The following is a 21823-nucleotide window of genomic DNA, read 5'->3' as shown; positions in this document are numbered from 1 at the left end:
AGGCTGTGTCCGAATGTCAGACCTGACACCGATTGGTTTTTACGCCTGCTCGCGCCGGTGGCGTGCGGCATTGGCCAGGTCCGCGATCGGCGACAGGATCTCGCGGTCGAAGTCGAGGAGCGGCTTGCCATCGCGTACGCGGCGCGGCCAGTCGACATGGGTCAGCGCTCCGCGCCCAAGCGATACCAGGTCGGCCTCGCCATTCGCCACCATCGCGGCGGCGCGCGCCGGATCGTGCAGGGAGCCGTTGGCGATCACCGGCAGGTCCGCATACCGCCTGGCCAGCGCCGCCAGGCTCGGGCCGTCGCCGAAGGCGCCCTTCCAGGCTTCGAATTCCGTGGTGTGCACATAGTCCACCGGCAGCCTGCCCAGCACCCCGAAGATCTGCGCCGCGTCGGCCTCGGCGCCGCGCCACTTGTGGGTGAAGTCGTTGACCTTGCCCTGCGAGATCCGCATCCCGATTGTGAAATCGGCGCCGACGGCGGCGCGCACCGCTTGCGCCACGTCGCCGATCAGGCGCAAACGCCCGGCCACGCCGCCATAGGCATCGCTGCGCCCGTTGATGCCCTCGCTGAGGAACTGGTCCAGCAGGTAGCCGTTGGCGCCATGGATCTCGACGCCGTCGAAGCCAGCCTCGCGCGCCCGGGCCGCGGCGTCGGCGAAGCCGCGGATCGCCTCCATGATCTCGGCCTCGCTCATGGCCTGCGGCACGGGGTACGGCCCCTCGCCGCGATAGAAGGCCATCTGCGTTCCCTTCGGCCGGACGCTTGAGGGGCCACGCGTGCCGCTCCTGTGCGGATTACCTTGCGACAGGGCGCCCGCATGCATCAGCTGGGCGACGATGCGCGCGCCGCCGGCGTGCACGGCGCGCACGATCGGCGCCCACGCCTCGCGCTGGGCGGCGTCGGACAGGCCGGGCTGGTACAGGTAGCCCTGGGAAAACGCCGCGTCGGTATAGATGCCTTCGGTGATGACCAGGCCGAAGCCGCCTTCGGCAAAGGCGGCGTAGTAGTCCCGCATCGCCGCGTTCGCAAGCCCGTCGGCGCCGGCGCTGACACGCGTCATGGGCGCCACCGCCAGCCGGTTGCGCAAGGCCATGCGGCCGATGGCCGGCGTGTCGAACAGGCCGGGCTCCTGCAGCTGCCGCGCGCCCATCTCAGTTGCCTCCTTCGCGGCGCACCGCGGCGATGGCCTCGATTTCGATCATCGCCTTCGGATCGTAGAGGGCGCGGATCTCGGCGATGGTATCGGCCGGATACGGCGCCGAGAAGAATTCGCGGCGCAGCGCCACGACGTCCTGGAAATGCCCCATGTCGGTGACGAAGATGGTGACCTTGACGACGTCGCGCAGGCTCGAGCCGCCTGCCTCGAGCGCACGCCGCAGGTTGGCGAAGGCCTGGCGTCCCTGGGCCAGGAAGCCGCCCTCGACGATCCTGCCGTCGTCGGCGGCGCCGGCCTGGCCCGAGATGAACAGCAGGTCGCCAAAACGGATGCCCTGCGACAGCAGGAAGGGGGCATAGTTGTCGGGTTGGGTGACGATACGTTCCAGCATGATGAATCCTTTTCGCTTGGGTGGTTGCCGGCCGTGTGCCGGTACCGGAACGATAGGCCTGGAGCGAAACGTTGACAAACTAGTAATTGTCAGGCATAAGGTGAATTGATTTCATCTATCCCACTATGCGGCGCCTCCCTCCTCTCTCGTCCCTGCGCGCCTTCGAGGCCGCGGCCCGTCACGGCAGCTTCAAGCAGGCCGCGGCCGAACTCGCCGTGACGCCCACCGCCGTGAGCCACCAGATCCGGTTTCTCGAGGAGTACACCGGCCTGTTGCTGTTCGACCGGCAGGTGCGCAAGGTGGTCCTGACCGAGGCCGGCGCCGCGCTCTACCCGGTGCTGCGCGACGGCTTCAACGCCTTCGAGACGGTGCTGCGCCAACTCGGCGCGCCGCAGGCGCCGCGCCCGGTCACGATCTCGGCGACGAACGCCTTCATGGCCCATTGGCTGGCGCCGCGGATCGCCGATTTCCGCCGCCAGCACCCGGACATCGACCTGGAACTGCATGCATCGGACCAGCTGGTCGATCTCGGCGGCGACCAGGCCGACCTGGCGATCCGCTACGGGCGCGGCCCCTATCCCGGCATGGTGGCGCAGCCGCTGTTCGCGGATCGCTTCGCCCCGCTGGCCAGCCCGGCGCTGCGGGACGCGGATCCTGCCGACGCGGCGATTCCGCTGATCGCATTCCAATGGACACGCGAACACCCGCTCAACCCCACCTGGCCGGCCTGGTTCGCCGCGGCCGGGCTGCCATGGCCGGCGCGTCCGGGCCAGCTGCGCTTTTCCGACGAGGGCCACGCCATCCAGGCGGCGCTCGCCGGCCAGGGTGTCGCCCTGCTCAGCCTCGAACTGCTGGCCGGCGAACTCGCCGCGGGACGCCTGGTGCGGCTGCCGGGTCCGGCGATACCGGGACATACCTATTCCCTGGTCAGCAGCGCGGGACATGCGCTCGAGCCACATGTCGCGGCGGCCCAGGCCTGGCTGCGCAGCCAAGGTGAGGGTCAGGTCTGACATTCGGACACAAGCTGAGCCATAAGCCCCTCAGCGCTCATCATTAAACTTTCGCAACGTACATGGCTCCGCTCGGACGGCTGAGGCCGTGTCCGAATGTCAGACCTGACCCCAGATCGAGTTCTTCCGCGAGGCGTGCTGTGCGCGCGCGTGACCTCGACCGCCGGCTGGTTCGACCTTCGCCAGCGCAAGCTGGTGGCGCCGCCGCCGAACCTGGCCGAACCGCTGCGCGCGCGCGACCGCAACGAGGACTTCCAGGCCCTGCCCGGCAGCGCCCGTTGACCCCGAAGGCGGAATTGAAACGCGGAATCGAAACGATATCGGATGCGCAAGGTCGCTACACTGGACGCATGAATGCCTGCAGGCTGAAGCCCTGGAAAGACCAGCTGCCATGCGCAAATTCGCCCGAACCCACTGGAAGACCCTCATCGTGATCCTGGTCGCGATCGCGCTGGCCACCCTCACGCTCGAAACCGACTCGGCGGACCGTTCCCCTGGCACCGCGGCGCGGCTGCAGGCGCATGCGCGGGTGCTGGCCGAGGGCGGCGGACAGGGGGCCATGCCGCACCTGGCCGCCACGCTGGGCGCGTATGGCTATCGCCTGCGTCGCGAGGGAAAGGAAATCGAGGCCGCGCTGTCGAACACGGCGGACGGCAGGCGTCCGGAGCGGATGTTCATCGTCGGCGTGCGCACCGGCGGGGACGGCAGCGGCGCGGCCGCCCTGCTGGAACTGGCGCGCCAGCTCAGGGACATGGCGCCCAGCCGCGGCACCGAAGTCCGGCTGGTGTTCCTCGAGCAGGGAGCGGGCAGCTTCATCGCCTTCGCCGGATCGCCCTCGGCCTCCGCCCGCGTGCGCCAGGCGCTGGGCGCCTTCACGGCCAGGCCGGATGCGCCGGCGCAGGGGCTGGCGAGCCCCGCGCATGCCATGGGGCTCACGCTCTCCGGCCACGCGACGGGAGGGTATGCCAGCCTGATGGTGACCGACACCGCCTTCCAGCGCTATCCCTACTACCAGACCGCCACGCGCGAACCCGACTACGAGGCCACGGCGCGCGTCGTCGACGCCCTCGCGCGCACCATCCGCGCCCTCGCCGGCGCCCAGCGCACCTGAAGAATCAGGCCGCCAGGAACATCTCCTGCAGGTCGTTCAGGAAGCGCTGGCCCAGCTCGGTGGGCTTGATCAGCTTGAAGTCGCGGTAGATCAGGCCCTTGGCTTCGGCCTCGTTGAGGGCCTTGGCGATGGCGCTGATGTTCATGCCGGTGCGTTCGCCGAACAGGTTCGGGTCGAAGCCTTCCGTCAGGCGCAGGGCGTTGAGCATGAACTCGAAACCCATGTCGGCGCGTGCGATCTCGTGCTCTTCCTGCACCGGGTTGCCGCGTTTTGCCGCCTCGATGAAGGACGCCGGCTGCTTGTAGCGCGCCTGGCGCAGCACGCGGTGCGGGAAGGAGATCTTCGAATGCGCGCCGGCGCCGATGCCGAGGTAGTCGCCGAACTGCCAGTAGTTCAGGTTGTGCTGCGCGCGCTTGCCGGCCCTGGCGTAGGCCGAGACCTCGTAATGCTCGTAGCCGGCGTTTGCCGTCGCCTCGAGGATCATGTCCTGCATGTCGGCGCTCGTATCGTCGTCCGGCAAGGTCGGCGGATACTTGGCGAAGACCGTGTTCGGCTCCATCGTCAGGTGGTACATCGACAGGTGCGGCGGCGCGAAGGACAGCGCCGTCTCGAGGTCGCGCCGGGCTTCGCCCAGGGTCTGCGAAGGCAGCGCGAACATCAGGTCGAGGTTGAAGTTATCGAAAGTAGAGCGCGCGATCTCGACCGCGCGCAAGGCCTCGGCTTCGTCGTGGATGCGGCCCAGCGCCTTCAGGTGGGCGCCATTGAAACTCTGGATGCCGATCGACAGGCGGTTCACGCCGCTGTCGCGGTAGGACCGGAAGCGCTCGGCCTCGAAGGTGCCGGGGTTGGCCTCCATCGTGATCTCGGCGCCGATCTCGAGCGGCAGCAGGGTGCGCACGTCCGACAGCAGGCGGTCCAGGCCGGCCGCCGACATCAGGCTCGGGGTGCCGCCGCCGATGAAGACGGTGTGGATCTTGCGGCCCCAGATCATGGGCAGCGACTGCTCCAGGTCCAGGCGTACGGCGTCCAGGTACTCCTTCTCCGGCAGTTCGCCCTTCGCCTCGTGCGAATTGAAATCGCAGTAGGGGCATTTGCGAACGCACCAGGGGAAGTGGATGTAGAGCGACAGCGGCGGCAGCGCGGCCAGGTTCAATGCGCCGGGCTGCAGGTATTGCAGGGCGGTCGTCGCGGGAGAACGGGGTTCGCTCGGCGAAGGGTTCGCGCCGGCGACTTTAATCGGGATCATTTCAGTTTTTCTACCAGTGCACGCAGGGCCTGGCCCCGGTGCGAGTGGGCGTTCTTCACGGCCGGGTCCAGTTCGGCGGTGGTCTTGCCGAGCGCGGGAATCAGGAAGTGCGGGTCGTAGCCGAAGCCGTTGGTGCCGCGCGGGGTTTCGATGATCTCGCCGCGCCACATGCCGTCGGCGATCACCGGCTGCGGGTCGTCGGCGTGGCGCACGTAGACCAGCACGCAGTAATAGTAGGCGGACTTGTCCGCATGCTGCGCCAGGTCGGCAACCAGCTTCTCGTTGTTGCGAACGTCGGACTTCGGCTCGCCGGCAAAGCGGGCCGAATACACGCCGGGCGCGCCGCCCAATGCGTTGACGCAGACGCCCGAATCGTCCGCCAGGGCCGGCAGGCCGGTCAGGCGCGCGGCGTGCCTGGCCTTGGCCAGCGCGTTTTCGACGAAGGTGCCGAAGGGCTCCTCCGCTTCCGGGACGCCGAACTCGCCCTGTGGATGCAGCTCGAAGCCGATGGGCGCGAGGATCTGGGCGAACTCCTTGAGTTTGCCGGCGTTGTTGGAGGCGAGGACGAGGCGTTGGGTCATGGTGGCGTGGTGGGATTGCGGCGGAGGGTGGGTATTTTAGCGTTTTCGGCCACGGCATGCTGCCGCCGCGGCCGCGCGAACCGGTCAGCCGGCCAGGCCGAGCGACTGCTTCTGCAACTTGATCAACTCCGTAATCCCCAACTGCCCCAGGTCGAGCAGGCGGTTCATGCCGGCGCGGTCGAAGGCCGCGCCTTCCGCCGTGCCCTGCACCTCGATGAAGTGCCCGGTCTCCGTCATCACGACGTTCATGTCGGTGTCGCAGTCCGAATCCTCGACGTAGTCCAGGTCCAGCACCGGCATGCCGCGGTAGACGCCGACCGAGATCGCGGCCACGAAGTGCCTGACCGGCACCTCCGGCAGCAGGCCCTGCTTCACCAATACCTGGAAAGCGTCGTAGGCCGCCACCATGGCGCCGGTGATCGAAGCGGTGCGGGTGCCGCCGTCGGCCTGGATCACGTCGCAGTCCAGGTGCAGGGTGCGTTCGCCGAAGGCTTCCAGGTCGAAGGCGGCGCGCAGCGAGCGGCCGATCAGGCGCTGGATTTCCTGGGTCCGGCCGGACTGCTTGCCGCGCGCGGCTTCGCGGTCCATGCGGGTGTGCGTCGAACGCGGCAGCATGCCGTATTCCGCCGTCAGCCAGCCCTGGCCCTTCCCCTTCAGGAAGCCGGGCACCTTCTCTTCGATGCTGGCGGTGCAGATCACCTTGGTGTCGCCGCACTCGATCAGCACCGAGCCTTCGGCGTGCCTGGTGTACTGGCGGGTGATGCGTATGGCGCGCAGCTGGTCGACCGCGCGGCCGCTCGGGCGTTGTTCGAAGCTCATGGATGTCCTTGCTATTTGAGTAATTGGGAAGACTTCTCGATCGCCTGGCGGATCTCGGCGATCGCTTTTTCGATTTCGTCTTCGTCGAAGGCGTCTGCGCTTGACGGCAGCGGCTCGCCGGCCGTGATGGTCGAGCTGACCTCGTTCTCGGGCAGCATCTGGGTCGAGATCACGCCGGGCGCATCGCTCGCGCTCGCGCCCTGCCAGGTAATCGCCAGCGCGGTGGTGTTGTCGGCGCGCGCGCCGCCGATCGCGGCCGCCATCGCCACCATGTCGGGCACGGCCTGCACCACGGTCGAGGTGGACAGGCGGTGCACGATTTCGGTTTCCGGCAGCATCGACCACAGGCCATCCGAACACAGCAGCAGGGTGTCGCCCGCTTCCAGGCTGGCCTGGTTCGAGATCTCGATTTTGGGCGACTGGCCCGCGCCGAGGCAGTTATAGAGCTTGTTGCGGTCCGGGTGGGTGTTGCGCTGGCTTTCCGTCGCGCGGCCGCGCTCGATCAGGTATTCGAGGTGGGAGTGGTCGCGGGTGCGCGCCAGCACCTGGTTGCGGCGCACCCAGTACAGCCGCGAGTCGCCGCAGTGGGCCCATACGGCGCAGTTGTGCTGGACCAGGCAGGCCACCACCGTGGTGCGCGGCGTCTCGGGCAATTTGTGGGTCTCGGCGTAGCTCAGGATGTCCCAGTGCGCCTGCATCAGCGCCTCTTCGAGGAAGCGCTCGGGCTTCTTCACATAGGGGCGCGCCTGCATGCGGAACATCATCGACAGGGTCTGCAGGGTGATGGTGGCGGCGATCTCGCCGCCCAGGTGGCCGCCCATGCCGTCGGCCAGCACCAGCAGCAGCGCGTCGCGCGTGAAGCTGTAGCCCATGCGGTCCTGGTTGACCTTGCGGCCGCCGATGTGGGTCTGCTGGTAGACGGAAAACTGCATGCTGCCTCCTTAGCTGCGCGCGCCGCGCTTCAAGCCGATACGCTGGGCGATCCCGCGCCAGCCTCCCGGCGCCTGTTCCGGTTCCGGCTCCGCTTCCGCCTGCGGCGCCAGCGTGGGCGGCGCCTGCAGCACCTTCTGCATGGCGAACACGCTCTGCGGGCGCTCCAAGGGATCGAGGGCCAGGCAGGCGCGCACCATGTCGACCAGTTCCGGCGAATAGCTGCCGTCGAGCTTCGCCAGCTGGACGTCGACCTTGTCTTCGCTCTTCCTCGCCTCGACCGGCTGCGGCATGGTGCGCGTCATGCAGGCATACATGGCCGCGCCGATGCTGTAGATGTCGGTCCAGGGGCCGAGCGTCGCCGCCTTGCTGTACAGCTCGGGCGCGGCGAAGCCGGGCGTGTACATCGGCGCCAGCATGGGCGCGTCGATGTTGATGGTCTGGCGCGCCGCGCCGAAGTCGAGCAGCAGGGGCGAGCCGTCGCTGCGCAGGTAGATATTGGCCGGTTTCAGGTCCAGGTGCAGCAGCTTGTTCGCGTGGACTTCGCGCACGCCGGCGCAGACTCCGTTGAAGAGCTGGCGCAGCGCGGTTTCGTTGACGCGGCTGCCCTTGGCGTGCAGGCGGGCGATGTGGTCCTGCAGGGTGTGGCCGGATTCGTAGGCCATCACCATGTAGACAGTCTCGTTGGCGCGGAAGAAGTTCACCACCCGCACCACGTTCGGATGGACGATGCGCGCCAGCGCCCGCCCCTCCTCGAAGAAGCACTTCAGGCCGATGCGGAACACCGGCAGATTGGGCTTGGAGACGGTCGGTGCGAGCTCGCCGGGCGCGCGCAGGGCGAGCTGGCTGGGCAGGTATTCCTTGATGGCCACGGCATTGCCTTCGGGGTCATATGCCAGATAAACAATACTGAACCCACCGGACGCAATTTTCTTTACAATGCGATATCCAGCAATTTCCAGCCCATCAGGCAGGGGTGCGTTATTCTGTGCGGCCATCCGGGAAGGTTTCCTTGCTTAACAGGGCAATTGTGTGGGATAAATGTCGGCCTTGTAAAGAATAAAAACCGGGGATCCCTTTGAGCATTTCTAGCATGACAGGTTATGCGGTTGCCACCAGCGAAGGCGCTGCCGGCACCCTCACGATCGAGATCAAGAGCGTCAATTCGCGCTTCCTCGATCTCCAGTTTCGCATCAATGACGATCTGCGCGCCCTGGAACCCGACCTGCGCTCGGCCATCATGGCCGCCATCACCCGCGGCAAGGTCGAAGTGCGGCTCTCCTTCGGCCGCAAGACGGCCGGCGGTTCGCAGGCACTGAACCAGGAACTGCTGGCCGACCTCGCCCGCCTGCAGGGCGAAATCACGAAACACTTCGCCGCCGCCCCCCAGATGACGGTGGCCGAACTGCTGCGCTGGCCCGGCGTGATCGAAGAGTCGACCGTGGGCCAGGAGTCGCTGCAGGCGGACGTCGCCGCGCTGACCGCCACCACCGTCGCCGCTTTTGTGGACAGCCGCAGGCGCGAAGGCGCGGCGCTGGAAGCGATGCTGCAGTCGCGCATCGAGTCGATGGAAGCCATCGTCAAGCGCATCACCCCCTTGATTCCGCAGGTGATTTCGCAGTTCCAGCAGAAGGCGGTCGAGCGCATGCAGGACGCGCTGGGCCTGGCCGGCCACGGCAATCCCTCGGTGCTGAGCCGCCAGGAAGTGCTGGAGCGCATTCGCCAGGAAGTGACCCTGTACGGCATCCGCATCGACGTGTCCGAAGAGCTGTCGCGCCTGTCGGCCCACCTGAACGAGACCCGCCATATCCTCAAGAAGGGCGGCCAGGTCGGCAAGCGCCTGGACTTCATGATGCAGGAGCTGAACCGCGAGGCGAATACGCTGGGCGCGAAGGCTTCCGTCAAGGAGCTGGCGGATGCGTCGATGGAGCTCAAGCTGCTCATCGAGCAGATGCGCGAGCAGGTGCAGAACCTCGAATAATTTGTTGTCGTCGCGCAACAATGTGCGGCGTACACTTGAACGCGCGGGCGGGGGACCGCCCACCCTACAGAAGCGATTTTGTAGGGTGGGCGGGTTTCCCGCCCACGCGTTCAAACTTATGATGAACACCATGCGGCCATCGATACCGCAACGAGTAAACGTAACAAGGAACACAATATGATCACTCCCGCCCTCTCCGGCAGCCTGTTCGTCGTCGCTGCCCCATCCGGCGCCGGTAAGTCGACCCTGGTCAACGCCCTGCTGAAGCTGGAACCGGGCATCAAGCTGTCGATCTCGACCACGACCCGTCCACCGCGTCCGGGCGAGCAGGATGGCCGCGAGTACCACTTCACGACGGCGGAAGATTTCGTCTCGCGCGCCGACCGCGGCGAGTTCCTGGAATGGGCGGAAGTGCACGGCAACTACTACGGCACCAGCCGCCTGACCGTGGAACAGGAAATGAAGCTGGGCACCGACATCCTGCTGGAGATCGACTGGCAGGGTGCGCGCCAAGTGAGGAAGCAGTTCCCCGACGCGGCCGGCATCTTCATTTTGCCGCCGTCGATCGAAGCCCTGGAGGAGCGCCTGCACAAGCGCGGCACCGACGAGCCCCACATCATCACCCGCCGCCTGCTGGCCGCCGGTGGGGAGATGGCTCACGCTCCGGAGTTCGAATATGCTATCATCAACGAAGAGTTCAACGTCGCCCTCGCGGAACTGCAGGCGATTGTCAAAGCGACACGTTGCCGTTTCGCCCAACAGGCCGCGCGCAACGCCGACTTGTTTGCCCAGCTGGGAATCCACGCGCAACAACCTACGTAATACCCATCAGCGGCGCCGCAAGGCATGCCGCATTTGTACTTTCAGGAGTGAACATGGCCCGCATTACCATCGAAGATTGCCTCAAGAACGTCCCGAACCGCTTCCAGCTGACCCTGGCCGCGACCTACCGCGCACGCCAGCTGCTGCAGGGCCACACCCCGAAGGTCGAAGCCAAGGACAAGCCGACCGTCGTCGCCCTGCGTGAGATCGCTGCAGGCAAGGTTGGCCTGGAGATGCTGAAAAAGGTGCCGATGTAATACCCGGGGGCTCGATAAACCTGCTGCGCGTTGCGCTGTCGGTTTGCGATGCTTGCTGTACTACTCGTACAGCTGCGCTTCTCAACCAACATCGCTGCCGCTCGCTACGGTTTCTCGAGCCCCCATCCAGCATGGCGGGTTTAGGTATATCGATATTCTGTTATTCTGTGCCCATACTGGCTGATCGATATTACATATGAGTTTGTCTTCCCCGGATTCGACCCATCCAGGAACCCCTGCCCGCTCCAAGCGACCGGGCAAACCGCAAGACGCCGAGGCACCGGCGCCCGCGCCGGGCGTCGCCTCGGTTACGCAGCTCATCAACAAGCTGTCCGACTACCTCACCCCCGCCGAGCTCAAGAAGGTCAAGGAAGCCTACCGCTTCTCCGACGAGATGCACCTCGGGCAGGTCCGCAAGTCGGGTGAACCCTACATCTCCCATCCGATCGCCGTCGCGGAAATCTGCGCCGAGTGGAAGCTCGACGCCCAGGCCATCATGGCCGCGCTGCTGCACGACGTGATCGAAGACCAGGACGTCAAGAAGGACGAGCTGATCGAACGCTTCGGCGCCCAGGTCGCGAACATGGTCGACGGCCTGTCCAAGCTCGAAAAGATCGAGTTCCAGAGCCAGATCGAGGCCCAGGCCGAGAACTTCCGCAAGATGCTGCTGGCCATGGCCTCGGACGTGCGCGTGATCCTGATCAAGCTCGCCGACCGCCTGCACAATATGCGCACCATGGGCGTGATGGTCCCGGCCAAGCGCCGCCGCATCTCGCGCGAGACCATGGAAGTCTACGTGCCGATCGCCCACCGCCTCGGCCTGAACGACATCTACCGCGAGCTGCAGGACCTGTCCTTCTCGCACCTCTACCCGCTGCGCTACTTCACGCTGGCCAAGGCCATCAAGGCGGCGCGCGGCAACCGCCGCGAAGTGGTCAAGAAGATCCTCGACACGGTCAAGAACCAGCTCGCCAGCGCCGGCATCCAGGCCGAGGTCTACGGCCGCGAGAAGACCCTGTACGGCATCTACAAGAAGATGCGCAACAAGCACCTGTCGTTCTCGCAGGTGCTGGACGTGTATGGCTTCCGGGTGGTGGTCGACACGGTCCCGAACTGCTACGTGGCGCTCGGCACCCTGCACGCGCTGTACAAGCCGATGCCCGGCAAGTTCAAGGACTATATCGCGATCCGCAAGATCAACGGCTACCAGTCGCTGCATACCACCCTGATCGGCCCCTACGGCACCCCGGTGGAGTTCCAGATCCGCACCCAGGACATGCACCGCACCGCGGAAAGCGGCGTGGCGGCGCACTGGCTGTACAAGACCGGCGACTCGAACATGTCGGACCTGCAGCAGCGCACCCACGCCTGGCTGCAGTCCCTGCTCGACATCCAGCAGCAGACCGGCGACTCGGCCGAGTTCCTGGAACATGTGAAAGTCGATTTGTTCCCCGATTCGGTCTACGTGTTCACGCCGAAGTCGAAGATCATCGCCCTGCCGCGCGGCGCCACGGCGCTCGACTTCGCCTACTCGATCCACACCGGCATCGGCGACCACACGGTCTCGGTGCGCATCAACAACGAGCCGGCGCCGCTGCGCAGCGAGCTGCACAACGGCGACATCGTCGAGATCGTGACCGATCCGGAATCGCGCCCGAGCCCGACCTGGCTCTCTTTCGTCCGCACCGGCAAGGCGCGTTCGGCGATCCGCCACTACCTGCGCACGGTGAACGTGAACGAGTCGGTGGAACTGGGCCAGGAACTGCTGGCCGGGGCGCTGGCCGCGCGCAACATCGGCCCCGAACTGGCGCCCGCGACGGTGGAAAAACTGCTGGCCGAATCCTCGGCCAAGTCGATGGAAGAGCTGTATGCCGACATCGGCATCGGCAAGCGCATGCCGGCCCTGGTGGCGCGCCACATTTTCGGCCTGATGGAAGGCGACCCGGAGCTCATGCCGACGGCCCAGCCGATGCCGGCAAGCGACATCGACCCGGTCACCATCTACGGCAGCGAAGGCGTATCCGTGCAGCTGGCGCCGTGCTGCCTGCCGATCCCGGGCGACCAGATCACCGGCCAGCTGCGCCGCGACCAGGGCCTGGTGGTGCACACCGAGGACTGCCTGCCGGCCAAGCGCATCCGCGCCAAGGAGCCGGACCGCTGGATCGCCGTGCAGTGGGGCGAAGAGCTGAACCGCCGCTTCGACTGCCGCATTCGCCTGCTCATCAACAACGAGAAGGGCATCCTGGCCCGTGTCGCCGCCGAGATCGGCGAGTCCGACGCCAACATCACCTATGTGGGCATGGACGAGGACGACGAACACCTGATGACGCAGCTGCGCTTCACCATCCAGGTGAAGGACCGGGTGCACCTGGCGCAGCTGATCCGCAACCTGCGGCGCGTGGCGGGTGTGAACCGGGTCGAGCGCGAGCGCTCCTGAAGCGGTGATCGGCGCGGCCTACGACATCCTCGCCGAACGCTGGCGCGACGCCGTCTTCAATCCGGATAACGGGCTCGCGCTCTACCTTCGCGCCCTGTCCTTCCTCGACCCGGGCGCCGGCTGGGCCCTGAACGTGGGCTGCGGCTGCAGCACGCGCTTCAATCCCCTCATGCGCGAACATGGCCTGCAGATCGAGGGGGTCGACGTTTCGCGGCGCATGATCGAACTGGCCGCGCAGGCCGATCCCGGCGTGCTGCTCCACCATGCGGATATTCGCGACTGGCCGGTCGCGCGCCCTTACCGTTTCATCGCTGCCTGGGACAGCATCTGGCACGTGCCGCTCGCCGGGCAACGGGAGCTGATGCTGAAATTGATGGCGGCCCTGGCGCCGGGCGGGGTGTTCATCTTCTCGGCGGGAGGGCTTGACGAAGCGAGCGAGCATGTCGACGACGCCATGGGACCGGAAGTCGCTTACGCCACGCTCGGCATCCCGGGCCTGCTCGACGTGATCAGGGAGGCGGGCTGCATCGTCCGCCATCTCGAATTCGACCAGGCGCCGGAGAAGCACCTGGCCATCGTCGTCCAGCGCCCCCGCGCCGCACCATGATCAGTGGCGGCGGCCGCCATCCGGCGTCGCCGGAACCAGTTCCGTGAACACCAGCGTGTCACCGGACAGCAGCGCCGCCTCGTCGTGGCGGTAGCCGCTGAGCGCGGTGGCCAGCATGAGCGGCACTTCGAACAGCCAGTCCACCTCGGCGTCGACGCCGCCATCCTCGTCCTGGGAGGCCTTCATTTCGGTGTGGATGGTCTCCAGCAGCGCAGGCGGCGCGCCGTCCACCGCGAGATGATACAGGCCCTGGTCCGCCAGGTGCACGACGTCCCAGGCCTTGGCGCCGTCCTTGTACAGGAAGGCGGCGCTTGCCATCACGCTGTCCTCCACCTGGCAGCCCAGCGCCTCGCACCCTTCGGACAGGCGCGCCATGTTCGGCGCCTGGGTGGCGGCGTGCGCCATGTCATTGAAGAACAGCAGGTAGCTCCCGTCCGGCAGCGCGGCCCCGGACACCGGGCTTTCGTTCGCCTCGTCCGGCTCGCCCGTGTCGGCCAGCGTCAGCTGGGCGAGCACGTCCTCCTTCGTTTTGCCGCGTACCAGAATCCAGGCGATGGAATAGCCCATGTGTTGCGTCCTTTCGAGTGCTTGTATCGTGAGGCGCCAGTGTGGGGCAAGCGCCTGGCAATCGCAAGGGCGCAGCGGCGTCAGCCGGCCAGGGCGGCGCGCTGGCGCTCTTCCTGCTCGCGCAGTTCCGGCGTCATTGCCTCGCCGAAGTCGTCCATCTCGAAGATCTGGCGGATCTCGATCTCGGCCTCGCCGCCGAGCATGGGCATCGGCACCCGCTTGACCCAGGCGATCGCCTCCTCTTTCGACTTGACCTGCCAGATCCAGAAACCGGCCAGCAGTTCCTTGGTCTCGGCAAAGGGGCCGTCCGTCACGCGCACGCCGCCGCCCTTGCTGAAGTGCACGCGCGCCCCGCGCGAGGACGGGTGCAGGCCATCGCCGCCGACCATCACCCCGGCCTGGATGAGTTCATCGTTGAACTTGCCCATGGCCGTGAGCAGCGCCTCGTCCGGCATCTCGCCCGCTTCGCTGTGTTTGTCCGCTTTCAGCAAAATCATGAATCGCATCGCATCCTCCGTCTGGTTGTTTGAACAATCGGCGTGATTGGTCCGCCTTTGACAGTACGACGATCCGGGCGGCGCGGATTCGACATGCCCGCCCGATTTTTTTCGGATTATTCTTCCAGCGGCGCCAGCGCGAGGATGGCGTCGAAGGCGGCGCAGGCGCCCGAGCAGGCTTCCGCGATCGCTTCCGGCGTGTCGACCTGCGTGCGCAAGGCTCCCAGGAAAACGCGCCAGCGCGGTCCCGGCCCGCCCTCCTCGCCGCGCAGGTAGCGCAGCGGATGCGGAGACAAGCGCGCCGCAAGATTTTTATACAGGACGGCGCCGCCCAGTTGCGAGCCTTCGATCACGTAGGCGACGCCCCAGCGCCAGGCCGGGCTGGCGTCCAGCGGCCAGGACGCAGCGGGCCGCATCGGCGGCACTTCCGGCATGCCCGGCTCGGCCAGGTCGGCCTGGATCAGCGCCAGGCGTCCCAGGGGCGGCAGCGCCGACGCCGTCTGCGGACCGTCGGCGAAGCCGGCCAGCCAGCTTTCCAGGGGCGCAAGCCAGTCGCGCACCATCCGCAGGTGGGCGGCGTAGTCGTCGAGGGAAGGGTTGGGGGCGGACAGCGGCAGGCCGCTGTCGAGCCGCTCGTGCCGCGAGGCAGTCGCAGTCCGCAGCGCGGCAAGTACATCGGTGTCGCGCGCGGAATCGTTGAAACGGTTCATGGAAGCACGGTAAGCGGCGAATCGATCATCTTACCAGCCGGCCGCTTCAGTCGGTGACGGGTTCGGGATAGTCGACCGAAAGAATTTCCAGCTCGTCGATGCCGAGCGGCGTCTGCAGCGTGACGACATCGCCTTCGCGCCCCTTGGTCAGCGCGCGCGCCACCGGCGAGACCCAGCTGATCCTGCCCTTGAGGGGGTCGAGTTCGTCGATACCGACGATGGTGACGGTGTGCTCCTCGCCCGCCTTGTTCAGGTAGCTGACGGTGGCGCCGAAGAAGACCTGGTCGTTGCCATAGTGCACACTCGGATCGACCACGAAGGCCGAATCCATGCGCTTGGTGAGGAAGCGGATGCGGCGGTCGATCTCGCGCAGGCGGCGCTTGCCGTAGATGTAGTCGCCGTTTTCCGAGCGGTCGCCGTTCGAGGCCGCCCAGTGCACCACCTTGACCACCTCGGGCCGGTCGACGTCGATCAGCTGCAGCAGCTCGTCCTTGATGGCCTTGTAGCCGCCCGGGGTGATGTAGTTCTTGGCTCCGGCGGGAATGGCCTGGGCCAGCGCCAACGCTTCCGCGTCGTCGTCCTCGTTGTCGCTCTCTTTTACGAATGCCTTGTTCATGCCTTGATTGTAACGGCAACTGGCGCCCTTCCGCCCATGCTTGCCGTATCATGCGCAGCATGAGACGAGCCCACCAGCGCCCCCGCCTGCTCGCGCCCCTGGTTCACCTGGCGGCGCTGGTCCTGCTCGTCGAGGCCTGGTTCTGGGAGACCGGCAGCCGCATCGCCGCCGCCATGGCGCGCTGGGGGCCCCTGCGCTGGCTGGAAAGCCGGATCCGCGTCCTGCCGCCCTGGGCCGCCCTGTCCGCCTTCGTGCTGCCGGGACTGCTGCTATTTCCCGTCAAATTGCTGGCCCTGATTGCCATCGCCCACGGCCACGCCCTGTCCGGCGTCGCCGCTTTCGTTGTCGCCAAACTAGGCGGCGCGGTGGTGGTGGCGCGCATCTACGTGCTGACCCTGCCGACCCTGCTCACCCTGAGCTGGTTCGCGCGCTGCCACGGCGGCTTCCTGGCCCTGCGCGACCGCTGGCTGAGCTTCCTGCGCGCCAGCCGCATCTGGCGCAGCACCCGCGCCGCGGTGGCCGCGATCCGCCGCAACGGCCGCCGCCTGCTGCGCCGCGCGGGCCGCCAGCCCAGCCACCTGGCGCGCGTGCTGCGCCGCTTCACCACCCGCTTCCGGGCGCGCCGGCACGTGCGCCGCGAAGAACAGCTTGATTCCGAACGCCCATGAGTCCATCCCCCATCCTGGCCGCCGAAATGCAGGGCGCCGCTTCCGAAATCTACCTGCTGGACGCCGCCACCCTGGCCGTGGTCGACGCCAACCAGGCCGCGCGCCTGAACCTGCAAATGGATGCCGCCGATCTGAAGGCGCGCGATTTCCACGCCATCGCACCCGGGCTCGGGCGCGCCGAACTGGCCCAGCTCCTGGGGAGCCTGGGCGAGGAAATCGGCGCCCAGGTCGGCATCCGCGCCCAGCTGCAGCGCGTGGACGGCAGCCGCTATCCGGTCAAGCTGACGTTCCTGCGCATCGTGCGCGACGGCCAGGCCCTGCTGCTGGCGATCGCCGACGACCTCACCCTGCAGGATGCCGCCGCCCTGGCGTTGGTCCAGTCGCAGGCGCGCTTCGACGCCGTGGTGCGCAACACGCCGGGCCTGGTCTACCAGTTCCTGCTCTATCCGGACGGGCGCATGGCCTTCCCCTGGCTGAGCGACGGCTGCTCGGCCCTGCTCGGCCTGTCGGGCCTGGAACTGCAGCACGACGCCACCCTGTTCGAAAGCCTGATCCTGCCGGAGGACCGCAAGGGCTACCTCGACTGCATGCGCGCCTCGCGCGACAACCTCTCCGGCTGGAACTGGGAGGGCCGGATCTGGATCGACGCCTGGCGCGACGTCAAATGGATCAACCTGCGCGCCACGCCCCACCTGGTCGAGGGCGGCGCGGTGCAGTGGGATGGCATCATGAGCAACATCACGGCCAGCAAGCAGGAGCAGGAGGAAGTCGTCCGTTCGCGCGCGCGGCTGGCCGAGCTCACCGATCACATCGAGCAGGTAAAGGAACAGGAGCGCACCCGCATCGCGCGCGAGATCCACGACGACCTGGGCGGCAACCTCACCGCCATCAAGATGGCCCTGTCGATGCTGGCCGCGCGCCTGCCCGACGACCAGCCGCAGCTGCTGGAAAAGGCGAACTACCTGGACGACCTGGTCGACCGCACCATCGAGGCGGTGCATCGCATCTCGCTCGACCTGCGCCCCACCATGCTCGACCTCGGCATCGTCGCGGCGCTGGAATGGCAGGCGCGCGAATTCGAGAAGCAGATGGGGATCGCCTGCGTGTTCCGCGGCCCCAATGAAGACGTCAACCTGGACGACGACCACACGGCCGCCCTGTTCCGCATCTTCCAGGAAGCCCTGACCAATATTGCCAAGCATGCCGGCGCCACCCGGGTGACGGTGAGCCTGCGCCGCCGGCGCGCCCACCTGACCCTGTCCATCTGCGACAACGGCCGCGGCATCCAGGCGGCCGACCGCCTCAAGCCCCATTCCTTCGGCCTGCGCGGCATGAGCGAGCGCGCCAAGGCCCTGGGCGGCACGCTGGCCTTGTCGCAAACGCCCGGAGGTGGCACGATGGTGACTATCAAGATCAGCTTGGCGAGCGCCATTGCCAAAGAAGAATGAGTGACAAAGCAACAGCAACAATTCGCGTGTTCATCGCCGACGACCATGCCATCGTCCGCGAAGGCCTGAAGCAGATCCTGGCCGAGCAGCGCGACATCATCGTGGCCGGCGAGGCGGAAACCGGCCTGGACGCCGTCAAGCTGGTCGGCAAGGCCAGGCCGCACGTGATGCTGCTCGACATCTCCCTGCCCGACCGCAACGGCATCGAGGTGCTCAAGCAGGTGCGCAAGGACAAGCCCGAGCTGGCCGTGCTGATGCTGTCCATGCACCGCGAAGACCAGTACGCGATCCGCTCGCTCAAGGCCGGCGCGGCCGGCTACCTGACCAAGCAGAGCGCGCCGAAGGAACTGGTCACGGCGATCCGCCAGGTGGCGGCCGGCCAGAAATACGTCAGCGCCGCCCTGGCCCAGACCCTGGCCGCCCAGATCGGCGAAGACCATGAGACGCCGCCGCACGACAGCCTCTCGGACCGCGAGTACCAGACCCTGACCATGATCGCTTCCGGCATGTCGGTCAGCGACATCGCGCGCGAGCTCTCGTTGTCGGTCAAGACGGTGAGCGAGTACCGGGCGCGGCTGCTGGTGAAGATGAAGCTGAAGAACAGCGCGGAACTGACGCATTACGCCATTCGTAACCAGCTGGTGGGCTAAAAACACGTTTCCACCACGGATGGTGTTGTTGTAAAGCAGGATTAAGAGCTTTTGTTACCGTTTTTTAATTGATGGTTGGCAAGAAAGCTGCTTATCATGTCGACAGCCCGCAATCAGCGTCATTACAGTCATGTCCATCACGTCGTCCCCGTCGCCCGTCACGCCCAATCTGAACCCCGCTGACATCGCCCGCGAAGCCTTCCGCCGCCTGGCGACGCGCCGCATCGCGCCGACGCCGGACGCCTATCGGGCCATCTACGACGAGATCGCCGGCATTCCACCGGCCCCGCCGGCGCCTCCAGCCGCCCATGGCGCCACCGAGGTGCTGTCCACCTTCGCCCGCAAGCTCGCCGACACGCCGGGCGAGGTGTCCGAATATGGCCGCCGCCTGGTGCGCGCGGCGAAGCAGGAAGACTGGACCGGCTATGCCCAGACCCTGAGCCAGGTCGCCGAGCGCCACCTGCGCCGCAACACCCCGGTGATGGCGCTGGGCGACGAGGATCCGGACGCGCGCCACCTGCGCGAGATGCTGGGCCGCGCCCTGGCCTATGCCCTGGCCACCCTGCTCGCCGGCGACCCGCAGCAGGTGGCGGAAGCCGAATCGCTGGGCGCCGCCGTCAAGCTCGCGCGCGGCGAAGCCGAGATGATCGAACTGGCCGGCCGCCTGAAACAGCTGTGCTACCAGATCGAACTGCGCAGCGGCGACTCGGCCGAGGAGCAGGAACTGCTGCTGCGCCTGTTCCGCCTGCTGCTCGACAACGTCACCGAGCTGCTCGACGACGACAGCTGGATGCGCGGCCAGATCGCCGCCGTGCAAGACCTGATCTCCGGCCCCATGGACGCACGCGCGCTGGAAGACGCGACCCGCAGCCTGAAGGACGTCATCCTCAAGCAGGGCCAGCTGCGCCACAGCATCTCCGACGTGCGCGCCACCATGAAGAACATGATGATGACCTTCATCGACCGGCTCGGCTCGGTGGCGGCGTCGACCGGCGACCACCATGCGAAGCTGGCCGGCTACGCCGAGCGCATCGGCCGCGCCGGGAATATCGGCGAACTGAACGAGGTGATGGAAGAGGTGCTGCGCGAGATGCGCGCGGCCCAGGACGAGGCGCTGGCCTCGCGCGACCGGATGGTCGCCGTGCACCAGGAAGTGCAGGAAGCCGAGGAACGCATCCGCGCGCTGGAATCCGAACTCCAGCACATGAGCGAGCTGGTGCGCGAAGACCAGTTGACCGGGAGCCTGAACCGCCGCGGCCTGGACGATGTGTTCGAGCGCGAGAGCGCGCGCGCCGACCGCCGCAACATGCCCCTGTGCGTGGCCATGCTCGACCTCGACAATTTCAAGAAGCTCAACGACACCTACGGCCACCTGGCCGGCGACGGCGCCCTGAAACACCTGGTCAAGGTGGTGCGCGACACCCTGCGCTCGATGGATGTGATCGCCCGTTTCGGGGGCGAGGAATTCCTGATCCTGCTGCCCGAGACCACGGTCGACGCGGCCGCGGCCGCCATGGTGCGCGTGCAGCGCGAGCTGACCCGCCACTTCTTCTTGCACGATAACGAGAAGATGCTCATTACCTTCTCCTGCGGCGTGGCCCTGCGCCATCCGAACGAGGACCAGGCCAGCCTGACCGCGCGCGCCGACCGCGCCATGTACCAAGCCAAGAATAGCGGCAAGAATCGGGTGGTGATCGCGGATTAGGAAGGTTTTCCTACAGGATAGACTTCTCGTATCCAGGCTGCCTCCCCGCGCGCGGAGCGTGCTCTCCCAACCTATCCTGTCCCAGACCATGGCAATCCTTCATCCGACCCGTACGCTTTCCGCCCTCCTGCCCCGCTACGTCAGCCGCTTCGCCTGCATCGGATCGGCCTGCGAAGACACCTGCTGCTCCGGCTGGACCGTCAGCCTGGACAAGAAGACCTTCAACGCTTATCGCCAGAGCAAGCATCCGGAGCTGAGCAAGACGTTCGAGACCAGTCTGCGGCGGCAGCGCAGCCAGGGCTCCGACAGGAACTACGGCAAGATCGACCTGCATGGCGAGGGCGGCAGCTGCCCCATGATGCAAGGTGGACTGTGCGGCGTGCAGGCGCACATGAACGAAAGCCATCTGTCGAACACCTGCTTCAGCTACCCGCGCATCTCCGCGAACTTCGGCGGCCAGGTACAGCAGGCCCTGCAACTGTCCTGCCCGGAAGCGGCGCGCCAGGCTCTGCTGGCGCCGGATGCCTTCGATTTCATCGAGGCCGGCATCACCGTGCGTCCCGACACCGTCCAGCGCGTCGATGCCGATGGCGCCCAGGGGCAGCACCTGATGCACGAGGTGCGGATCTTCTGCCTGCAGCTGATGCGCACCGAGGGCCTGGAACTGTGGCAGCGCCTGGCGCTGCTGGGCGTCTTCTGCGAGCAGCTTGCGGCAACCCGCTCCGCCGACGTGCAGGCGCTGCTGGACAGTTTCGCCCGGCTGGTCGAAGACGGGGCCGTGCTCGACGCCTTGCGCGACCTCCGGCCCAACCATCCCGCCCAGGCCATGGTGTTCGCCACCCTGTGGAGCAGCAAGGAGTCGCCCGCACGCAGCGAACGCCAGCGCGAGGTGATCGACATGGTCGCGCGCAACCTGGGCGCCGATGCCGAATCCGGCGTGGCCCACATCGACGAGCTGGTGGCCCGCTATACCACCGGGGTACAGCGCCTGCCCCTGGCGCTCGAGGCAGCGCCACACTTGCTGGAACACTACGTATTGAACGAGATGTTCATGCACCTGTTCCCATTCGACCAGGCCAATCCCTACGACTGCTACCTGCAACTGGTCTCGCGTTTCGGCCTGCTGCGCATGATGCTGGCGGCCCAGTGCGCCCCCGAAGGACCGCTGCCGGACGCCGCCGCCCTCGTCAAGACCGTGCAGGTCTTTTGCCGGCGCTTCCGCCACGATGTGAATTTCGCCACCAGGGTCAACCATGCGCTCAAGAACAGCGGCTGGGACAGCCTGGACAAGCTGTACGGCTTCCTGCGCCATTAAGTTGTTGTCGAATCGACCTCGAGAACGCGGCCAGGTGCCGCGTTTTTTTGTTTTCCAGACCCTGCTTGAGGACCGGCAGCGAGAAAAATAAATTTATTTTTGCCCTAAAGTCCCCGATTTTTGCGCCGTCTAGACGCGCGCTCCACGCAAACTTGAGGACTTTTTTCGCAGTTTATTTTCGTTGCCCGCCATAAAGCTTTTACGGGGGACTCCGTTACCAGCATCAACAGCGGTGTGATCGTCACGGAACAGCGTGGCGCACCAAAGTGAACAGGGTACAGTCGCCCGCCCCAT

Annotated in this window: 24 protein-coding genes; 13 read left to right on the top strand and 11 right to left on the bottom strand. The window is 66.6% G+C overall.

Annotation, left to right across the window (positions count from 1 at the left end):
* Positions 1-39: 39 nt before the first annotated feature.
* Positions 40-1155 (bottom strand): NADH:flavin oxidoreductase, encoded by a 1116-nt coding sequence (locus tag ACQ7JA_RS13710; RefSeq protein WP_430898566.1) that lies wholly within the window; start codon positions 1153-1155, stop codon positions 40-42.
* Position 1156: 1 nt separating this feature from the next.
* On the bottom strand, positions 1157-1552 hold the full coding sequence (locus ACQ7JA_RS13705; protein ID WP_430898564.1) for a RidA family protein: 396 nt from the start codon (positions 1550-1552) through the stop codon (positions 1157-1159).
* A 125-nt stretch (positions 1553-1677) separates the two neighbouring features.
* Between ACQ7JA_RS13705 and ACQ7JA_RS13700 the strand changes: the two genes are divergently transcribed.
* From ACQ7JA_RS13700 to ACQ7JA_RS13690, 3 genes are all read left to right on the top strand, one after another.
* Positions 1678-2562 carry a LysR substrate-binding domain-containing protein gene (locus ACQ7JA_RS13700; RefSeq protein ID WP_430898562.1) on the top strand — a complete coding sequence of 295 codons (885 nt, stop codon included), beginning with the start codon at positions 1678-1680 and terminating at the stop codon, positions 2560-2562.
* Between the two features lie 96 nt (positions 2563-2658).
* Positions 2659-2844 (top strand): hypothetical protein, encoded by a 186-nt coding sequence (locus tag ACQ7JA_RS13695; RefSeq protein WP_430898560.1) that lies wholly within the window; start codon positions 2659-2661, stop codon positions 2842-2844.
* Positions 2845-2953: 109 nt separating this feature from the next.
* Positions 2954-3673 (top strand): hypothetical protein, encoded by a 720-nt coding sequence (locus ACQ7JA_RS13690; protein ID WP_430898558.1) that lies wholly within the window; start codon positions 2954-2956, stop codon positions 3671-3673.
* Positions 3674-3677: 4 nt separating this feature from the next.
* On the opposite strand, the gene hemW is transcribed toward ACQ7JA_RS13690, so the two are convergent.
* The 5 genes from hemW to ACQ7JA_RS13665 all read right to left on the bottom strand — a co-directional run bounded on the left by hemW (position 3678) and on the right by ACQ7JA_RS13665 (position 8247).
* Complete coding sequence (hemW, locus tag ACQ7JA_RS13685) at positions 3678-4919, bottom strand: radical SAM family heme chaperone HemW (RefSeq protein WP_430898556.1); 1242 nt, start codon at positions 4917-4919, stop codon at positions 3678-3680.
* Entirely contained in the window at positions 4916-5500 is a 585-nt protein-coding gene (rdgB, locus tag ACQ7JA_RS13680; RefSeq protein ID WP_430898554.1) for an RdgB/HAM1 family non-canonical purine NTP pyrophosphatase, read from the bottom strand. Before rdgB ends, hemW begins: the two co-directional genes overlap by 4 nt.
* 84 nt (positions 5501-5584) lie before the next feature.
* On the bottom strand, positions 5585-6319 hold the full coding sequence (gene rph / locus ACQ7JA_RS13675) for a ribonuclease PH (protein WP_430898552.1): 735 nt from the start codon (positions 6317-6319) through the stop codon (positions 5585-5587).
* 11 nt (positions 6320-6330) lie between these two features.
* Positions 6331-7251 (bottom strand): PP2C family protein-serine/threonine phosphatase, encoded by a 921-nt coding sequence (locus ACQ7JA_RS13670; protein WP_430898550.1) that lies wholly within the window; start codon positions 7249-7251, stop codon positions 6331-6333.
* A gap of 9 nt (positions 7252-7260) precedes the next feature.
* Positions 7261-8247 carry a serine/threonine protein kinase gene (locus ACQ7JA_RS13665; protein ID WP_430898548.1) on the bottom strand — a complete coding sequence of 329 codons (987 nt, stop codon included), beginning with the start codon at positions 8245-8247 and terminating at the stop codon, positions 7261-7263.
* Between the two features lie 95 nt (positions 8248-8342).
* Between ACQ7JA_RS13665 and ACQ7JA_RS13660 the strand changes: the two genes are divergently transcribed.
* The 5 genes from ACQ7JA_RS13660 (at position 8343) to ACQ7JA_RS13640 (ending at position 13353) form a co-directional block, all read left to right on the top strand.
* Entirely contained in the window at positions 8343-9230 is an 888-nt protein-coding gene (locus tag ACQ7JA_RS13660) for a YicC/YloC family endoribonuclease (protein ID WP_430898546.1), read from the top strand.
* 177 nt (positions 9231-9407) lie between these two features.
* Entirely contained in the window at positions 9408-10052 is a 645-nt protein-coding gene (gene gmk / locus ACQ7JA_RS13655) for a guanylate kinase (RefSeq protein ID WP_258826117.1), read from the top strand.
* Positions 10053-10105: 53 nt separating this feature from the next.
* A complete protein-coding gene (gene rpoZ, locus ACQ7JA_RS13650; RefSeq protein WP_005665923.1) occupies positions 10106-10309 on the top strand; it encodes a DNA-directed RNA polymerase subunit omega in 204 nt (67 codons plus the stop codon).
* Between the two features lie 196 nt (positions 10310-10505).
* Positions 10506-12746: a RelA/SpoT family protein gene (locus ACQ7JA_RS13645; RefSeq protein WP_430898542.1), complete on the top strand. Its 2241-nt coding sequence runs from the start codon at positions 10506-10508 to the stop codon at positions 12744-12746.
* A 4-nt stretch (positions 12747-12750) separates the two neighbouring features.
* Positions 12751-13353, top strand: a complete 603-nt coding sequence (locus ACQ7JA_RS13640; protein ID WP_430898540.1) for a class I SAM-dependent DNA methyltransferase — start codon at positions 12751-12753, stop codon at positions 13351-13353.
* Here the strand turns inward: ACQ7JA_RS13640 and ACQ7JA_RS13635 are convergent, their stop codons facing one another.
* The 4 genes from ACQ7JA_RS13635 to greB form a co-directional block, all read right to left on the bottom strand.
* Positions 13354-13920 carry a hypothetical protein gene (locus ACQ7JA_RS13635; RefSeq protein ID WP_430898538.1) on the bottom strand — a complete coding sequence of 189 codons (567 nt, stop codon included), beginning with the start codon at positions 13918-13920 and terminating at the stop codon, positions 13354-13356.
* 80 nt (positions 13921-14000) lie between these two features.
* Positions 14001-14426 (bottom strand): YciI family protein, encoded by a 426-nt coding sequence (locus ACQ7JA_RS13630; protein WP_430898536.1) that lies wholly within the window; start codon positions 14424-14426, stop codon positions 14001-14003.
* 107 nt (positions 14427-14533) lie between these two features.
* The gene (locus tag ACQ7JA_RS13625) at positions 14534-15127 is read right to left on the bottom strand and encodes a biliverdin-producing heme oxygenase (protein WP_430898534.1); all 594 of its coding nucleotides are present in this window, start codon (positions 15125-15127) and stop codon (positions 14534-14536) included.
* A gap of 46 nt (positions 15128-15173) precedes the next feature.
* Positions 15174-15743 carry a transcription elongation factor GreB gene (gene greB, locus ACQ7JA_RS13620; RefSeq protein ID WP_430898532.1) on the bottom strand — a complete coding sequence of 190 codons (570 nt, stop codon included), beginning with the start codon at positions 15741-15743 and terminating at the stop codon, positions 15174-15176.
* Positions 15744-15802: 59 nt separating this feature from the next.
* Between greB and ACQ7JA_RS13615 the strand changes: the two genes are divergently transcribed.
* The 5 genes from ACQ7JA_RS13615 to fliB all read left to right on the top strand — a co-directional run bounded on the left by ACQ7JA_RS13615 (position 15803) and on the right by fliB (position 21529).
* A complete protein-coding gene (locus ACQ7JA_RS13615; RefSeq protein WP_430898530.1) occupies positions 15803-16411 on the top strand; it encodes a hypothetical protein in 609 nt (202 codons plus the stop codon).
* The gene (locus ACQ7JA_RS13610) at positions 16408-17859 is read left to right on the top strand and encodes a histidine kinase (protein ID WP_430898528.1); all 1452 of its coding nucleotides are present in this window, start codon (positions 16408-16410) and stop codon (positions 17857-17859) included. Before ACQ7JA_RS13615 ends, ACQ7JA_RS13610 begins: the two co-directional genes overlap by 4 nt.
* Positions 17856-18509: a response regulator gene (locus ACQ7JA_RS13605; RefSeq protein ID WP_430898526.1), complete on the top strand. Its 654-nt coding sequence runs from the start codon at positions 17856-17858 to the stop codon at positions 18507-18509. The genes ACQ7JA_RS13610 and ACQ7JA_RS13605 overlap by 4 nt, the downstream gene beginning before the upstream one ends.
* Before the next feature lie 130 nt (positions 18510-18639).
* A complete protein-coding gene (locus ACQ7JA_RS13600) occupies positions 18640-20214 on the top strand; it encodes a GGDEF domain-containing protein (RefSeq protein WP_430898524.1) in 1575 nt (524 codons plus the stop codon).
* Positions 20215-20302: 88 nt separating this feature from the next.
* Positions 20303-21529, top strand: a complete 1227-nt coding sequence (fliB, locus tag ACQ7JA_RS13595) for a flagellin lysine-N-methylase (protein WP_430898522.1) — start codon at positions 20303-20305, stop codon at positions 21527-21529.
* The last annotated feature ends 294 nt before the right edge of the window (positions 21530-21823 follow it).

The sequence above is a fragment of the Massilia sp. BKSP1R2A-1 genome (assembly GCF_050586525.1).
In the GTDB taxonomy this organism is placed as follows: domain Bacteria; phylum Pseudomonadota; class Gammaproteobacteria; order Burkholderiales; family Burkholderiaceae_D; genus Telluria.
This window is presented reverse-complemented; position numbering and strand designations above follow the sequence as displayed.

What these genes read in the sequence shown, in the direction of transcription:
- ACQ7JA_RS13710 (WP_430898566.1), bottom strand. Translation starts at nt 1,155, where the DNA reads ATGGGCGCGCGGCAGCTGCAGGAGCCCGGCCTGTTCGACACGCCGGCC.
- ACQ7JA_RS13705 (WP_430898564.1), bottom strand. Translation starts at nt 1,552, where the DNA reads ATGCTGGAACGTATCGTCACCCAACCCGACAACTATGCCCCCTTCCTG.
- ACQ7JA_RS13700 (WP_430898562.1), top strand. Translation starts at nt 1,678, where the DNA reads ATGCGGCGCCTCCCTCCTCTCTCGTCCCTGCGCGCCTTCGAGGCCGCG.
- ACQ7JA_RS13695 (WP_430898560.1), top strand. Translation starts at nt 2,659, where the DNA reads ATGTCAGACCTGACCCCAGATCGAGTTCTTCCGCGAGGCGTGCTGTGC.
- ACQ7JA_RS13690 (WP_430898558.1), top strand. Translation starts at nt 2,954, where the DNA reads ATGCGCAAATTCGCCCGAACCCACTGGAAGACCCTCATCGTGATCCTG.
- hemW (WP_430898556.1), bottom strand. Translation starts at nt 4,919, where the DNA reads ATGATCCCGATTAAAGTCGCCGGCGCGAACCCTTCGCCGAGCGAACCC.
- rdgB (WP_430898554.1), bottom strand. Translation starts at nt 5,500, where the DNA reads ATGACCCAACGCCTCGTCCTCGCCTCCAACAACGCCGGCAAACTCAAG.
- rph (WP_430898552.1), bottom strand. Translation starts at nt 6,319, where the DNA reads ATGAGCTTCGAACAACGCCCGAGCGGCCGCGCGGTCGACCAGCTGCGC.
- ACQ7JA_RS13670 (WP_430898550.1), bottom strand. Translation starts at nt 7,251, where the DNA reads ATGCAGTTTTCCGTCTACCAGCAGACCCACATCGGCGGCCGCAAGGTC.
- ACQ7JA_RS13665 (WP_430898548.1), bottom strand. Translation starts at nt 8,247, where the DNA reads ATGGCCGCACAGAATAACGCACCCCTGCCTGATGGGCTGGAAATTGCT.
- ACQ7JA_RS13660 (WP_430898546.1), top strand. Translation starts at nt 8,343, where the DNA reads ATGACAGGTTATGCGGTTGCCACCAGCGAAGGCGCTGCCGGCACCCTC.
- gmk (WP_258826117.1), top strand. Translation starts at nt 9,408, where the DNA reads ATGATCACTCCCGCCCTCTCCGGCAGCCTGTTCGTCGTCGCTGCCCCA.
- rpoZ (WP_005665923.1), top strand. Translation starts at nt 10,106, where the DNA reads ATGGCCCGCATTACCATCGAAGATTGCCTCAAGAACGTCCCGAACCGC.
- ACQ7JA_RS13645 (WP_430898542.1), top strand. Translation starts at nt 10,506, where the DNA reads ATGAGTTTGTCTTCCCCGGATTCGACCCATCCAGGAACCCCTGCCCGC.
- ACQ7JA_RS13635 (WP_430898538.1), bottom strand. Translation starts at nt 13,920, where the DNA reads ATGGGCTATTCCATCGCCTGGATTCTGGTACGCGGCAAAACGAAGGAG.
- ACQ7JA_RS13630 (WP_430898536.1), bottom strand. Translation starts at nt 14,426, where the DNA reads ATGCGATTCATGATTTTGCTGAAAGCGGACAAACACAGCGAAGCGGGC.
- ACQ7JA_RS13625 (WP_430898534.1), bottom strand. Translation starts at nt 15,127, where the DNA reads ATGAACCGTTTCAACGATTCCGCGCGCGACACCGATGTACTTGCCGCG.
- greB (WP_430898532.1), bottom strand. Translation starts at nt 15,743, where the DNA reads ATGAACAAGGCATTCGTAAAAGAGAGCGACAACGAGGACGACGACGCG.
- ACQ7JA_RS13615 (WP_430898530.1), top strand. Translation starts at nt 15,803, where the DNA reads ATGAGACGAGCCCACCAGCGCCCCCGCCTGCTCGCGCCCCTGGTTCAC.
- ACQ7JA_RS13610 (WP_430898528.1), top strand. Translation starts at nt 16,408, where the DNA reads ATGAGTCCATCCCCCATCCTGGCCGCCGAAATGCAGGGCGCCGCTTCC.
- ACQ7JA_RS13605 (WP_430898526.1), top strand. Translation starts at nt 17,856, where the DNA reads ATGAGTGACAAAGCAACAGCAACAATTCGCGTGTTCATCGCCGACGAC.
- ACQ7JA_RS13600 (WP_430898524.1), top strand. Translation starts at nt 18,640, where the DNA reads ATGTCCATCACGTCGTCCCCGTCGCCCGTCACGCCCAATCTGAACCCC.
- fliB (WP_430898522.1), top strand. Translation starts at nt 20,303, where the DNA reads ATGGCAATCCTTCATCCGACCCGTACGCTTTCCGCCCTCCTGCCCCGC.